Below are 14,326 nucleotides of genomic sequence, written 5' to 3' on the forward strand. Positions count from 1 at the left end.
GGGGCGCGGCCCGGCGGCGCGGCCGGCCGGATCGGACGAGGCGGTCGAGGTGCCGCTGACCTTCGACGACAACCGCCTCGCGAGCCTCGTCTTCGGCCAGTACGATCAGAACGTCGCCCATATCGAGCGCCGGCTGGAGGTCACCGCCACCGCGCTCGGCAACCACCTCGTCATCAAGGGGCCGGCCGACGCCGCCGAGACGGCGCGGCGGGTGTTCCAGAAGCTCTACGCCCGGGTGCGGACCGGCGGCAGCACGCTGACCCTCGGCGACGTGGACGGCGCCATCCGTGAGGCCACCGCGCAGGCGACCCTGTTCCCGGCCGAGGTCATCGCGGCCGAGGCCGACAGGCCGCATTTCGAGCAGATCGCCACCCGCAAGCGCGGGGCCGTGCGGGCGCGCAACCCGGCGCAGGACGCCTACATCAAGCTCCTGCGCACCAACGAGCTGGTCTTCGCCGAGGGCCCGGCCGGGACCGGCAAGACCTGGCTCGCCGTCGGCCACGCCGTGTCGCTCCTGGAGCAGGGCCATGCCGAGCGGCTGATCCTGTCCAGGCCCGCGGTCGAGGCCGGCGAGCGCCTGGGCTTCCTGCCGGGCGACATGCGCGAGAAGGTCGACCCCTACCTCCGCCCGATCTACGACGCCCTGTACGACTTCATGGAGGCCCGCCACGTCGATCGCGGCCTCCAGACCGGCCAGATCGAGATCGCGCCGCTCGCCTTCATGCGCGGCCGAACCCTCACCAACGCGGTGGTGCTGCTCGACGAGGCGCAGAACACCACCTCCATGCAGATGAAGATGTTCCTCACCCGCCTGGGCGAGGGCTCGCGCATGATCATCACCGGCGATCCGAGCCAGATCGACCTGCCGCCGGGCCAGAAATCCGGCCTCGTGGAAGCGGTCAGCGTGCTGGAGGGCGTCGAGGGGATCGGGCACGTGCGGTTCAAGGACGTCGACGTGGTCCGCCACGACCTCGTCCGCCGGATCGTGACCGCCTACGAGCGCGCCGCCCACGGCAGCGCGGAGGCCGACCGCAACCCGAATCCCCGCCGCCGGCCCCTGGCGTGACCATGCCCCACGAGATCGACCTCGCCGTCGAGGACGCGCGCTGGGAGACGGCGGTTCCGGATCTCGAGGCCCTCGTCACCCGCGCCGTCGAGGCCGGGCTCGCCGTCGCCCCCGGGAGGCCGGACGGTCCCGTCGAGGTCAGCGTCCTGCTAACCGACGACGCCGCCGTCCAGGAACTCAACAGGACCTGGCGCGGCAAGGACAAGCCCACCAACGTCCTGTCCTTCCCGGCCGCCCCGCAGCCGCGGCATGCCGGGACCGCCGCGCCCCTCGGCGACGTGGTCCTTGCGTACGAGACCCTGGTGCGCGAGAGTGCGGAGCAGTCGAAGCCGCTCCAGAATCACCTCGCCCACCTCCTCGTCCATGGCACCCTGCATTGTCTCGGTCAGGACCACGAGATCGGCGAGGCCGAGGCCGATGCCATGGAAGCCCTCGAGGTCGCGGCACTCGCGACCCTCGGCATCCCGGATCCCTATGCCTGAGCGCGCGACGTCCGAGCGACCCCAGACCCGAGAGACATGAGCAACGATCGAAGTCGCGGCGCGGCCCTGGCCGCGCCCAGTTCCACCGAGGGCGAGTCCCAGCACCGGGAGCCCTGGTACGACCGCCTGCTCCAGGCGCTCCATCTCAAGCCGCGCGATTCGCTGCGCGAGGGTCTTGAGGAGGCGCTGGCGGAGCCGGACGCCGGCGAGAGCGGCCTCACCCCGCTCGAGCGCGTCATGCTCAAGAACGTCCTCGGCCTGCACAAGGTGCGCGTCGACGACGTGATGGTCCCCCGGGCCGACATCGTCGCCGTCTCGAACGACACGAGCCTCGGCGAGTTGCTCAAGCTGTTCCGCACGGCCGGCCATTCCCGGCTGCCGGTCTACGGCGAGACCCTCGACGATCCCCGCGGCATGGTCCACATCCGCGACCTCGTCGACCACATCGCCGCCAAGGCCGAGCCGGCCCGGCGCAGCGCGCCCGCCGTCTCGAAGCCCGCCGAGGTCGCGGCCGACGGCGCGGCGGACGCGCCGGCCGCGCCGCGCCCGCGCCGGCCGGCGTCGCGCCTGCCGCGCGGCCTGGACCTCGGCAAGGTCGACCTGACGACCACGCTGGCGGCGGCGCGCATCCAGCGGCCGGTCCTGTTCGTGCCGCCCTCCATGCCGGCGATCGACCTGCTGGTGCGGATGCAGGCGACCCGCACCCACATGGCGCTGGTCATCGACGAGTACGGCGGCACCGACGGGCTGATCTCCATCGAGGATCTGATCGAGGTCGTGGTCGGCGATATCGAGGACGAGCACGACGTTGCCGAGGACAAGTACGTCCAGCGCGTCGAGGGCGAGGGCGAGGTCTTCGTGGCCGACGCGCGCACGCCGCTGGCCGAGGTCTCCGAGGTGACGGGCGTCGACCTCGTCGCGGCCGTCGGCGAGATGGCCGAGGAGATCGACACGCTGGGCGGCATGATCGTGACGCTGGCGGGCCGCGTCCCGTCGCGCGGCGAGCTGATCGCCGGCCCCGGGGACCTCGAGTTCGAGGTGCTCGACGCCGATCCGCGCCGCCTGAAGCGGCTCCGGTTCCACAAGGGCGCGGCGCGCATCGGCAACGTCGTGCCGCTCGCCCTGCCGCCGCCCGCGAACGCCCCGGTCGCCGAGACGCCGCACCCGTGACGGTCGCGGCGTGACGGGTCTGGTGGACGGTTTCGCCCGGTCGCCCGCGGCGGCCGGCGCACCGATGCGCGGGCCGATCCCGGGTCCCATGTCCGATCCGGAGCGGGCGCGCGTCCCCGGCGCGGTGCTGGCGATCGCGCGCCTGACCGGCTGGCGCCGGCTCGGGCTGGCGTGGCTCGCCGGCGCCCTGGGCGCGCTGGCGATGCCGCCCTACGGGCTCCTCCCGGCCCTCGCAGTTTCCCTGACAATCGCGGTCTGGCTGCAGGACGGGGCGGCCGCCGGCCGGACGACACTCCGGCGGTTCGCGCCCTGCTTCCTCATCGGCTGGGCCTGGGGCTTCGGCTACCTCACCGCCGGTCTCTGGTGGCTGGGCCAGGCCTTCCTGGTCGAGGCCGACGAGTTCCTCTGGGCCCTGCCGCTCGGCGTGATCGGCCTGCCCTTCGTCCTCGGCCTGTTCTACGGCGCCGGTTTCGGCGCCGCGGGCCTGCTCTGGGGGCGGGGCGCGGCGCGGATCGCCGCCCTGGCCTTCGGGCTCGGCGCGGCCGACTGGCTGCGCGGCCACCTGTTCACGGGGTTCCCCTGGAACACCCTCGGGATGGCGCTGGCCCAGAACCTCTGGCTGATGCAGGGGGCGGCGGCGATCGGGCTCTACGGCCTGTGCATCCTGGCCGCGCTGGTCTGCGCGGCGCCCGCGACGCTCGCCACCGGCGCGCATCCGCGCGCCCGGTTCGGGCCGAGCGTCGCCGCCGCGATCGTGCTCGCCGGCCTGGCGCTCTACGGGGCCGAGCGGCTCGGTCCGCCCGACCCGGTGGTCGCGGGTGTCCGGCTGCGGCTCGTCCAGCCCAACCTGCCCCAGGACGCCAAGTTCAGGCCCGAGAACCGGGCCGACATCGTCGACCGCTACATCGAGCTGAGCCAGCGCCCGACGGAGGCCGGTGCGCCGGAGCCGACCCACATCGTCTGGCCGGAATCGGCCTTCCCGTTCCTGATCCAGCGCGACCCCGACGCCCTGGCCAAGGTGGCGGCCGGCCTCAAGCCCGGGCAGCACCTGATCACCGGGGCGGCCCGCGCCGAGGAGCCGCTGCCGGGCGAGCGCCTGCGCTTCTACAACGCCGTCCTGGTGATCGGCCCGGACGGCCGGATCTCCGACAGCTACGACAAGGTCCACCTCGTCCCGTTCGGGGAGTACCTCCCCGCGCCTCTCGACGCCGCCCTGCGGGCCGTGGGGCTGCGCCAGTTCGTGGCGATCCCCGGCGGGTTCTCGGCCGGGACGCTCGCCGGGCAGCGGATCCTGACGGTGCCGGGCCTGCCGCCGGTCGCGGCGACGATCTGCTACGAGGCGATCTTCCCGGGCGCGATCCTGCCCGCCGGGCACGCCGCGCCGTCCCCGCAGCCGCCGGGGCTGATCCTGAACGTCACCAACGACGCGTGGTTCGGCGACACGCCGGGGCCGCGCCAGCACCTGGCGCAGGCGCGCCTGCGCGCCGTCGAGGAGGGTCTGCCGCTCGTGCGCGACGCCAATACCGGGATCTCCGCGGTGATCGACCCGCACGGCCGCGTCGTCGCCCGCACCGCGCTCGACACCGAGACCTGGCTCGACGCCGACCTGCCCGCCCGCATCGTCGGCGGCACGCTCTACGGTCAGTTCGGCGACGCCGCCTTCGCGCTGATGCTGGCCGCCTGCCTCGGCGGGGCCGTGATCGCGCGGCGGCGCCCGTGAGCGCGGACCGGGCGACCGCCAACCGGTTCCTGCTCGGCCTCGCGCTGATGCTGGTCGCGTTCAACCTGCGCCCGGCGCTGAGCACGGTCGGCCCCCTGCTGGCGACGATCCGGGACGGCACGGGGCTCGGCGCCGGCGGCGCCGCCATCCTCACGACGCTGCCGGTCCTGTGCCTCGGCATCGCCTGCGCGCTGGCCGCGCCGCTGATCCGCCGGATCGGGCCCGACCTCGCCGTGCTCGCCGGCTCGACCATCCTCGTCGCCGGCCTGACGCTCCGCGGTCTCGGCGGCCTCGTGCCGCTCTTCGCCGGCACGGCGCTCGCGGCCATCGGGATCGGGCTCGACAACGTCCTGCTGCCGGCGCTGGTGAAGCGCGATTTCGCCGGCAACGGCGGCCTGATGACCGGCCTCTACACGATGACCCTGTGCCTCGGCGCGGCCGCGGGCGCCGGGGCCTCGGTGCCGGTGGAGCACGCCCTCGGGGGCGGCTGGCCCTCCGCCCTGGCGATCTGGTCGCTGCCCGCGCTGGTGGCGGCCTTCGTGTGGATCCCGTTCGCCCGCCGGACCGCCTCGACCGCCGCGCCCTCCGCCGGGCGGCTGCTCCGCAACCCGCTCGCGTGGTGGGTGACGGGCTTCATGGGCCTGCAATCCTCGCTCGCCTACATCCTGTTCGGCTGGCTGCCGCTGCTGCTGCAGGGCCGCGGGCTGACGCCGCTGAATGCCGGGCTCTACGCCTCGCTGGCGACGCTGGTTCAGGCGCCGGGCGCCCTGCTCGTTGCCATGCTGGCGGCCCGCGCCCGGGACCAGCGCGCCTGGATCGTCGTGATACCCGGCCTGACGGCCGCCGCCTTCGTGGTCCTCGCCTTCGGGGCGGATTCTCTGCGGATCCCCGCCGCCTGCGCGCTGGGCTTCGGGATCGGCGGCTGCTTCGGGCTGGGCCTGACCCTGATCGTGCTGCGCGCCGCGGACGCGGCGAGCGCCGCCGGCCTCTCGGCCATGGCGCAGGGCATCGGCTACACCTGCGCCGCGCTGGGGCCGCTGGTCTTCGGTCTCGCCCACGAGGCGACCGGCGGCTGGGCCGTGCCAGGCGCCCTGTTCGTCGGCATCACCGTCGCGGCGATCCTGATCGGGCTCGCCGCCGGACGCGACCGGAAGGTCAGCGCGGCCGAACCCGAGCCGCGGGATCCGGCCGCTCAGCCGCTGACCGAACTCCAGCCGGCGAACCCGGCCAGCGGTTCCTGATCGTAGCGGGCCATCAGGTCGGTCATCGCGGCGGCGTCGCCGAGCCGTCCCTCCGCTGCGAGGCGGGCCAGACCCTCGAAGAAGCCCTCGCGGCCGAGCGCCGGCGCGAAGCTCAGCGTGAAGCGCACCGTGCGGTCGCCGCGATTGGCGAAGGCGTGCGCGACGCCGGGCGGGATCAGCGCGAAGTCGCCGGGTCCGAGGTCGTGATCCGCACCGTCGACGTGCAGGGCGAGCCGGCCCGCCTCGACCGAGAAGGTCTCGGTCAGCCGGGCGTGGCGATGCAGTCCCGCGCCCGGCGTCCGGGGATCCATCGCGACGCGGTAGATGCCGAGGCCGTCGCCGGTCTCGTCGCTGCGCGCGAGATAGGAGACCCGCATGCCGCCGATGACGGCGTTCGGGCCGGGCCCGCGGTGCACGACACTCGCCATCTTCGCCCCCGTCCGTTCCGCAAACGAGAACCCCGCGCGGCCGGGTGACCGCGCGGGGCTGTGTCGATGAGCGCGCGCGCGAGGCTTACTCGGCGGCGACCCGGTGCGCCTGCGAGCCGTCGGTCAGGGTCTCGGACTGCAGGCGCTTGCCCGGGGCGGCGCGACCCGGCAGCGGCGGCAGGGCCTTGGCCTTCTCCAGATCGATCCCGGCGCCTTCGGCGACGCGGCGGCCGTAATCCTCGTCGGCGTGCCAGAAGTGCCAGACCATCCGCAGCTGGATCGGCTCGGGGCACTGCTTCATGTCGGCCACGAGGTTGGCGATCAGGTCGTCACGCTCCCAATCCTGGAACGAGCGGTACCGGACGCCGGCTTGGGTGTAGTCGTCCTCGGTCCGCGAGGTCTGGTAGCGGCCGAGGCGGCCCTCCACCGGCTGGTGGTAGTCCTTGGCGGGCTTCGGCGCCTCGCGCAGGCCCTCGGCCAGCGTCGACGGCTCGTAGTTGATGTGCTTGTTCGGGCCGGTGCCGTCGACCGTGTAGGCCATCTGACCGTCGCGCTGGTTCGAGTAGACCTTCACGCCGGGCTGCGGCGCGTTGATCGGCAGCTGGAGGTAGTTGGCGCCGACGCGGTAGCGCTGCGTGTCCGAGTAGGACAGCGTCCGCCCCTGCAACATCTTGTCGTCCGAGAAGTCGATGCCGTCGACCAGCACGCCGGTCCCGAAGGCCGACTGCTCGACCTCGGCGAAGAAGTTGTCCGGCACGCGGTCGAGCACCATGCGGCCCACCGGCAGCAGCGGGAACTGGTCCACCGGCCACAGCTTCGTGTCGTCCAGCGGGTCGAACGACAGGTGGTCGTTCGGGCCATCCGGCATGATCTGGACGCAGAATTCCCACTCGGGGAAATTGCCGGCCTTGATGTTGTCGTAGAGGTCGCGGGTCGCGTGGCCGACATCCTTGGCCTGGATCTCGGAAGCCTGCTGCGAGGTCAGGTTGCGCACGCCCTGCTTCGGCTCCCAGTGGAACTTGCAGAGCACCGCCTCACCCTGGTCGTTGACCAGCTTGTAGGTGTTGACGCCCGAGCCTTCCATCTCGCGGTAATTGGCCGGGATGCCCCAGGGCGACTTCAGGTGCGTCACCATGTGGATCGACTCGGGGTGCTGGGCCACGAAGTCGAAGAAGCGCCACGCCTCCTGCCGGTTCGTCACCGGGTCCGGCTTGAACGCGTGGATCATGTCGGGGAACTTGATCGCGTCGCGGATGAAGAAGACCTTGAGGTTGTTGCCCACGAGGTCCCAGTTGCCGTCGACGGTCTTGAACTTGACCGCGAAGCCGCGCGGATCGCGCTCGGTCTCCGGGCTCTCCTTGGCGCCGGCGACCGTCGAGAAGCGCACGAACATCGGCGTCTTCACGCCGGTCTCGTTCAGCACCCGGGCGCGGGTGTACTTGGAGGCCGGCTCGTCGCCGATCTTGCCGTAGGCCTCGAACCAGCCGTGGGCGCCGGCGCCGCGGGCGTGGACGACGCGCTCCGGGATCCGCTCGCGGTCGAAATGCGTGATCTTCTCGATGAACTGGTAGTTCTCGAGCGTGGCCGGGCCCCGCTCACCGACCGTGCGGGTGCTCTGGTTGTCGCGGACCGGATGGCCCTGGCGGGTGGTCAGGATCGGGCGTTGATCGCTCATGCGTACCGTCTCTCCGTACTGCGAAGGCTCTCGGTGGACATCGGAGTCAGCCTGGAACCGTTCTGGTGAAGGGTTATGACCGGGGCGTGACCCCGAGGCAAATGCATCGTCACAAAGGTTCTGATAGACGCAGCCTATGAATCTGGCCGGCCTCTCCCTCCGCGATCTCGAATACGTCGTCGCCGTCGCCGACGAGGGGCATTTCGGCCGGGCCGCCGAGCGCTGCAACGTCAGCCAGCCGACGCTGAGCGTGCAGGTCCGTAAGCTGGAAACCGCGCTCGGCCTGACTTTGTTCGAGCGCTCGAACCGGCGGATCCTGCTCACCGAGGCGGGCCAGGCCATCGTCCGGCAGGCGCGGGTCGTCCTGGCGGAGGCGCAGCGGCTCCTGGCGCTGGCCAGCGAGGGCCGCGGCTCGCCGCTCACCGGGCGTCTCGTGCTGGCGGCGATCCAGACGCTCGGCCCCTATTTCTTCCCGCTGGTGCTGCGGCCCCTGCGCGAGCAGTACCCGCTGCTGATGCTCTCGCTGTCCGAATCGCGCACGGCCGACATCGTCGAGGGGCTGCGCGACGGGCGCATCGACGCGGCCCTGGTCTCGCTGCCGCTGCCCTCGCACGGGCTCGCGGTCTCGCCGCTGTTCGTCGAGCCGTTCTGGCTCGCCTGCCCGGCCGAGCACACCCTCGCCCGGGGCGGCGCGCTCTCCGCCAACGAGATCGCTGGGCCGGACCTGCTGCTCCTCGACGAGGGCAACTGCCTGCGCGACCAGACGATCGCCGCCTGCGGCGCCGGCTCCTCGGTCGGCCGCCACGCGACCAGCCTGGAGACGCTCCGTTCGATGGTGGCGGCGGGCGCCGGATACACGCTGCTCCCGGCCCTGGCGGTGCCGGCGAGCCCCGATCCCAGCGGCCTGACGGTCACCCGCGCCTTCGACGTCGACGGTCCCGGTCGGACCATCGCGCTGGTCTGGCGCGCGAGCGATCCGCGGACCGCCGGCCTCGCGAGCCTGGCCGCCTTCTTCCGGGCGCACGCGCCAGCGGGCACGGCCGCCTGCCGCGACGGCGAGGCCGTCGCCTGAGCCGCCGCGGACGCCCACCTTGAGCGGTTGTGAATAGGAAGAGGAGCCGCGACCGGTCTATCAGGACGGGTGACGACAGGGAGCGGCTCGATGCGGAGCACGATGGTCTGGGCCGTACTGGCGCTGCTGATCCCCGCGGGCGCGCGCGCCGAGCCGAAGGACAGCTTCGCCCGGATCGACCAGATCAACCGCGCCTCCCTGGTGATGACGGTGGAGACCGGCATCGTGCCGCGGGCGCTGGGCGCGACCGTCGCCCGCACCCTCGACCAGGTCGCCGCCGACGCCGCCAAGCCGGGCGCCGAGCGGCCGGACGATTACCTGCGGATCGAGCCGCTGATCACCGCCATCGCGGGGGCCGACGCCACGCGGATGCATTCCGGGCGCAGCCGCCAGGACATCATCCCGACGGTGCTGAAGCTCGAGCAGCGCGACCGGCTCCTGAACCTGGCCAAGGCGCTCGACGAGACCCGGGCGGCCCTGCTGGCAGTGGCCGAGCGCGAGGCCGACACGATCGTCCCGGCCTACACCAACGGGGTGCAGGCCCAGCCGACGACGCTCGGCCACGTCTACCTGGGCTACGCATCCGTCCTCGCCCGCGATGCCGACCGCCTCCGGGAGACCTGGGCGCGGCTGAACCTGTCGCCCCTGGGCGCGGCCGCCCTCGGCACGTCGAGCTTCCCGGTGGATCGCGAGAGGCTGGCAGCGCTACTCGGCTTCGACGCGCCGGTGGAGAACAGCTACGATTCCGGCCAGCTCGCGCCCATGGACATGGGGCTCGAGCTGACCGGGCTCGCGGCGAACCTCGCCACCACGGCCGGCAGCTTCGCGCAGGATCTCTACGCGCAGTACCACCAGACCCGGCCCTGGATCCTGCTGCGGGAGGGCGCGCTCACCGGGCCGAGCAGCATCATGCCGCAGAAGCGCAACCCCGTCGCGCTCTACAGCCTGCGCATGAAGGCCAGCGACGTCGTGGGGGCCGCCCAGGCCTTCGTCGTCATGGCGCACAACGTCGATTCCGGCATGCCGGACTACAAGCGCAACCAGGCCGAGCCGCCGGGGCGGACCCTGGCCGAGGCCGCCGAGATGTGCCGGCGCTGGACGCGCGTCCTCGACGGGCTGGTCGTGGACCGGGCGCGCGCCGCCGACGAGGTCGCGGCGGACTACTCCACCACCACCGAGCTCGCCGACACGCTCCAGCGCCAGGCCGACGTGCCGTTCCGGCTCGGCCACCACTTCGCGTCCGAGCTCGTGAGCTACGGCCGCAGCCACGACCTGCGCCCGGCCGACCTGCCCTTCCCGGAGGTGCGGCGCATCTACGCCGAGGCCGCGGCGGGGTCGGGGCTGAAGCCGGACCTGCCCCTCGACGAGGCCCGCTTCCGGGCGGCGCTGTCGGCCCGCGGCATGATCGACGCCGCGAAGGGGCTAGGCGGCCCGCAGCCCGCGGAGGTCCGGCGGATGCTGGGCGCCGCGCAGGCGCGGCTGCGGACCGACCGCGACTGGCTCGACGCCCGCCGCAAGGGCCTGGCCGATGCCCGGGCGCGCCTCGACGCCGCCTTCGCGGCCCTCACGCGCGAGCCCTGAGTTCCGCGCGGGGGCGCCGTGCCGAAACTCTGCCGTGACAGGGCCAATATTGCGGTATAGCGCGCGCCTGACGCCTGCCGGCTGAAGCGGGCCTCTCCCGATCGGTCGCCTTGCCCCCTCTCCGCACCCTCGGCCTCTGGGCCGCCCTCGCCGCCGCGTCGGCGGCCGTGTCGTACGGCCTGATGCAGGCGCAGTTCCCGGCCGCGCTGCTGCTCGGGCCGATGATCGCGGCCATCGCCTTCGGCGTCGGCGGTTCGCGCCTGCGCGTCCCGCGGCCCGCGTTCCAGGCCTCCCAGGCGGCGATCGGCTGCCTCGTCGCGCACGCCGTCACCGGGCAGATCGCCCAGACCCTGATGGAGGACGGGCCGCTCATCGTCGCGGTCGTGCTGGTCACCGTCGCGGTCAGCGGCCTCGTCGGCTGGATCCTGACCCGCCTGCGCGTGCTCCCCGGGACCACCGCGGCCTGGGGCTCGTCCCCCGGCGGCGCCTCCGCCATGGTGGCGATGGCCGAGGATTTCGGCGCCGATCCGCGCCTCGTCGCCTTCATGCAGTACGTGCGCGTCGCCGCCGTGGTGTTCTCGGCCTCGCTGGCCGCCCGCTTCCTGATGGAGGCCCCGGTCCCGGGGGCGTCGGCCGGCGCCGGCGAGGTCACCGGTCCGCTCTCGCTGCTGGCGACGCTCGTTGTCGCCGCCGTCGGCGCGGGCGCGGCGCTCGCCCTGCGGGTTCCGGCCGGCGCGCAGATCGGGCCGATGGTGCTGGGCAGCCTGCTCCACGCTACCGGGCTCGTCCGGATGGCGCTGCCGGTGCCGCTCCTCGAACTCGCCTACGCCTGCATCGGGATCTACGTGGGGCTGCGCTTCACCCGTGAGACGCTGCGCCTGACCGTCACCGCCCTGCCGGGCATCCTGGCGGCGACCTTCTCGGTCATCGCCCTCTGCGCGGCGTGGGGCTGGGGACTGACCCTCCTGCTGCCCATCGACCTGCTGACCGCCATCCTCGCCACGAGCCCCGGCGGCCTCGACTCGGTGGCGATCATCGCGGTCGGCTCGAAGGCGGACGTCTCCTTCGTGCTGGCCGTCCAGACCCTGCGCCTGTTCGTGGTGCTGCTCACCGGCCCGCTGCTCGCCAAGTGGATCAGCCGGTCCGTGCCGGAGGCCGCCATCCGATGAACGCCCTGGTCCTCGCCTTCCTCAATTCCTGGCGCGGCCTGCGCCACGGCGCGCGCACCGAGCGGGCCGTGCGCCAGGAACTCGTGCTCCTGGCGCTCGGGATCCCGGTCGCGCTGTTCCTCGGCGCGACGCTCTGGGTGCGCGTCGCCCTGATGGTCAGCCTGCTGCTGATGCTGGCCGCGGAGTTCCTGAACACCGCCGTCGAGAAGCTCTGCGACCACGTCCATCCGGGCCATCACCCGATGATCGGGACCGTGAAGGACCTCGCCTCCGCCGGCACGTTCATGGCGCAGATGGCGGCGCTGCTCGTCTGGGTGGCGGCGCTGGTGGACCGTCTCGGCTGACCTGCCGCGCGCGGGGCGCGCTCGCATCCGCGGGCCGGAGGGTCTATCTGGCCGGCATCGCCCCGCGCATCGGCCGAGACTGCACACCGTGACGGACTACATCCGCAAGATCCTCACCGCCCGCGTCTACGACGTCGCGATCGAGAGCCCCCTCGATCCGATGCCGCGCCTGACGCAGCGGCTCGGCCGGCCGGTCCTGCTCAAGCGCGAGGATCTCCAGCCGGTTTTCTCGTTCAAGCTGCGCGGCGCCTACAACAAGATGTCGGGCCTGCACCCCGACCAGATCGCCCGCGGCGTCGTCTGCGCCTCGGCGGGCAACCACGCCCAGGGCGTCGCCCTCGCCGCCGCCAAGCTCGGCGCGCGGGCCGTCATCGTGATGCCGCGCACCACCCCCTCGATCAAGGTCGATGCCTGCCGGGCGCGCGGGGCCGAGGTCGTGCTGCACGGCGACGCCTTCGACGAGGCCCTGGCGCAGGCCAAGATCCTCGAGGCCGAGCAGGGCCTGACCTTCCTGCACCCCTTCGACGATCCGGACGTGATCGCCGGCCAGGGCACCATCGGCAAGGAGATCCTGGAGCAGCATACCGGACCGATCGAGGCGATCTTCGTGCCGGTGGGCGGCGGCGGGCTGGCCGCCGGGATCGCGACCTTCGTGAAGTACCTGAGGCCCGGCACCAAGGTGATCGGCGTCGAGCCCGAGGACGCCGCCTGCATGGCCGCCGCGCTCGCGGCCGACACCCGGGTCAGCCTGCCGAGCGTCGGCCTGTTCGCCGACGGCGTCGCCGTGCGGCAGGCCGGCGAGGAGACCTTCCGGCTCTGCCGCGAGCATCTCGACGAGGTCATCACCGTGGACACCGACGCCATGTGCGCCGCGGTCAAGGACATCTTCGACGACACCCGCGCGGTGTCCGAGCCCTCCGGGGCGCTGAGCCTCGCCGGCGCCAAGCTCTACGCGGAGCGCGAGGGCGGCGACGGCACGCTGATCGCCATCTCGTCGGGGGCGAACCTGAACTTCGACCGCCTGCGCCACATCGCCGAGCGCGCCGAGATCGGCGAGCAGCGCGAGGTCCTGATCGGCGTGACGATCCCGGAACGTCCGGGCGCCTATCGCGCCTTCATCCAGGCCCTCGGCCCGCGCGCCGTCACCGAGTTCAACTACCGCCACGCCCCGGGCTCCGAGGCGCAGATCTTCGTGGGCATCAACGTCGGCGGCGGCAAGCGCGAGAAGCAGGCGCTGATCGGCTCCCTGCGCGACGCCGGCTACCGCGTCCTCGACATGAGCGACAACGAGATGGCCAAGGTCCATGTCCGCTACATGGTCGGCGGCCGGGCCGTGGGGGTGGCGCACGAGCGCCTGTTCCGCTTCCAGTTCCCGGAGCGGCCGGGCGCGCTGATGAAGTTCCTCGAAGCGCTGGGCCCGGACTTCGACATCACGCTGTTCCACTACCGCAACCACGGCGCCGATTACGGCCGGGTGCTCGCCGGGATCGCGGTGCCGCCGGCCGAGCGCGCCCGCTTCGACGCCGTGATCGAGGCGCTCGGCTACCCGGCCACCGACGAGACCGAGAACCCGGCCTACCGCCTGTTCCTCGACGGCGAGGGCGCCGGGGCGCTCTGAGCCCCGGCGGCGGCTCGCACCGCATCACCCGCCGTCAGCTCTCCGCCACGTCGACGGAGGTGACGTCCGGCATCGCCCGCAGCTTCGCCGCGATGGTCTCGAAGCTCGTCCGCGACAGGCGCACGAAGGTGACGGTGACCTCGTCGAGGTCCGGGTCGGGGCCCGGATGGACCGTGAAGGTCCGGACGCGCGAGGCACGCTCGCCGGTCGCCGCCTGGAGGGTGTCGATCGACATGGTGCCGCGCTTGGCGGTCAGCCGCAGCGTCTGGGCGCGCATCCGGTCGCGCCAGCGCTCCTCGAAGGGCTTCACGCCGGCCAGGATGCCGACGATGAGCGCCGTCGCGGCGAGGGCCGGCACGTAGAGGCCGCTGCCGATCGCCAGCCCGATCGCCGCCACACCCCAGAGGCTCGCGGCCGTAGTGAGGCCCTTCACGACTTCGCCCCGCAGCAGGATCGTCCCCGCGCCGAGGAAGCCGATGCCGGAGACGACCTGCGCGGCGATCCGGGACGGGTCGAGGACGACGTGCTCGGCGCCCAGCACGTCGGCGAAGCCGAAGGCCGAGACTAGCATGATCAGGCAGGAGCCGACGCAGACCAGCATATGGGTCCGCAGGCCGGCCGCCCAGAGCAGCCGCTCGCGCTCCAGGCCGACCACACTGCCGAACAGCGCCGCCAGCGCCAGCCGGGCCACCATCTCGCCGTTGCCGATCAGGACCGCCTCCGTGCCTCCGCCCCGTGCGGATGGCGCGGATCCTTGCGG

The 14,326-nt window shown here is 73.0% G+C and carries 13 protein-coding genes; 10 read left to right on the plus strand and 3 right to left on the minus strand.

Annotation, left to right across the window (positions count from 1 at the left end; genetic code table 11):
* Positions 1-49 precede the first annotated feature (49 nt).
* From BMY19_RS15345 to BMY19_RS15365, 5 genes are all read left to right on the plus strand, one after another.
* Positions 50-1,066: a PhoH family protein gene (locus tag BMY19_RS15345; protein WP_244534931.1), complete on the plus strand. Its 1,017-nt coding sequence runs from the start codon at positions 50-52 to the stop codon at positions 1,064-1,066.
* 2 nt (positions 1,067-1,068) lie between these two features.
* A complete protein-coding gene (gene ybeY / locus BMY19_RS15350) occupies positions 1,069-1,548 on the plus strand; it encodes an rRNA maturation RNase YbeY (RefSeq protein WP_100252188.1) in 480 nt (159 codons plus the stop codon).
* A 36-nt stretch (positions 1,549-1,584) separates the two neighbouring features.
* The gene (locus BMY19_RS15355; protein WP_020093469.1) at positions 1,585-2,718 is read left to right on the plus strand and encodes a hemolysin family protein; all 1,134 of its coding nucleotides are present in this window, start codon (positions 1,585-1,587) and stop codon (positions 2,716-2,718) included.
* Positions 2,719-2,806: 88 nt separating this feature from the next.
* Positions 2,807-4,438, plus strand: a complete 1,632-nt coding sequence (lnt, locus tag BMY19_RS15360) for an apolipoprotein N-acyltransferase (RefSeq protein WP_244534924.1) — start codon at positions 2,807-2,809, stop codon at positions 4,436-4,438.
* A complete protein-coding gene (locus BMY19_RS15365) occupies positions 4,435-5,679 on the plus strand; it encodes an MFS transporter (RefSeq protein ID WP_100252190.1) in 1,245 nt (414 codons plus the stop codon). The genes lnt and BMY19_RS15365 overlap by 4 nt, the downstream gene beginning before the upstream one ends.
* Here BMY19_RS15365 and BMY19_RS15370 read toward each other — a convergent pair.
* Both BMY19_RS15370 and BMY19_RS15375 read right to left on the minus strand, forming a co-directional pair.
* Positions 5,631-6,107, minus strand: coding sequence for a cupin domain-containing protein (locus BMY19_RS15370; protein ID WP_091977050.1), 477 nt, complete (start codon positions 6,105-6,107; stop codon positions 5,631-5,633). The genes BMY19_RS15365 and BMY19_RS15370 overlap by 49 nt on opposite strands.
* An 85-nt stretch (positions 6,108-6,192) precedes the next feature.
* Entirely contained in the window at positions 6,193-7,782 is a 1,590-nt protein-coding gene (locus BMY19_RS15375; RefSeq protein ID WP_020093473.1) for a catalase, read from the minus strand.
* A gap of 136 nt (positions 7,783-7,918) precedes the next feature.
* Between BMY19_RS15375 and BMY19_RS15380 the strand changes: the two genes are divergently transcribed.
* The 5 genes from BMY19_RS15380 to ilvA all read left to right on the plus strand — a co-directional run bounded on the left by BMY19_RS15380 (position 7,919) and on the right by ilvA (position 13,566).
* Complete coding sequence (locus BMY19_RS15380) at positions 7,919-8,854, plus strand: LysR substrate-binding domain-containing protein (RefSeq protein WP_100252191.1); 936 nt, start codon at positions 7,919-7,921, stop codon at positions 8,852-8,854.
* Positions 8,855-8,944: 90 nt separating this feature from the next.
* Positions 8,945-10,435, plus strand: a complete 1,491-nt coding sequence (locus BMY19_RS15385) for an argininosuccinate lyase (RefSeq protein ID WP_100252192.1) — start codon at positions 8,945-8,947, stop codon at positions 10,433-10,435.
* 110 nt (positions 10,436-10,545) lie between these two features.
* Positions 10,546-11,604: an AbrB family transcriptional regulator gene (locus BMY19_RS15390; protein WP_100252193.1), complete on the plus strand. Its 1,059-nt coding sequence runs from the start codon at positions 10,546-10,548 to the stop codon at positions 11,602-11,604.
* The gene (locus BMY19_RS15395) at positions 11,601-11,948 is read left to right on the plus strand and encodes a diacylglycerol kinase (RefSeq protein ID WP_020093477.1); all 348 of its coding nucleotides are present in this window, start codon (positions 11,601-11,603) and stop codon (positions 11,946-11,948) included. The genes BMY19_RS15390 and BMY19_RS15395 overlap by 4 nt, the downstream gene beginning before the upstream one ends.
* A gap of 25 nt (positions 11,949-11,973) precedes the next feature.
* Positions 11,974-13,566 carry a threonine ammonia-lyase, biosynthetic gene (gene ilvA / locus BMY19_RS15400; RefSeq protein ID WP_280141636.1) on the plus strand — a complete coding sequence of 531 codons (1,593 nt, stop codon included), beginning with the start codon at positions 11,974-11,976 and terminating at the stop codon, positions 13,564-13,566.
* Positions 13,567-13,600: 34 nt separating this feature from the next.
* Here the strand turns inward: ilvA and BMY19_RS15405 are convergent, their stop codons facing one another.
* Entirely contained in the window at positions 13,601-14,260 is a 660-nt protein-coding gene (locus BMY19_RS15405) for an MgtC/SapB family protein (protein WP_020093479.1), read from the minus strand.
* Positions 14,261-14,326: the final 66 nt, after the last annotated feature.

Origin of the sequence: Methylobacterium sp. UNC300MFChir4.1 (assembly GCF_900110155.1) — a bacterium.
Classification (GTDB): domain Bacteria; phylum Pseudomonadota; class Alphaproteobacteria; order Rhizobiales; family Beijerinckiaceae; genus Methylobacterium.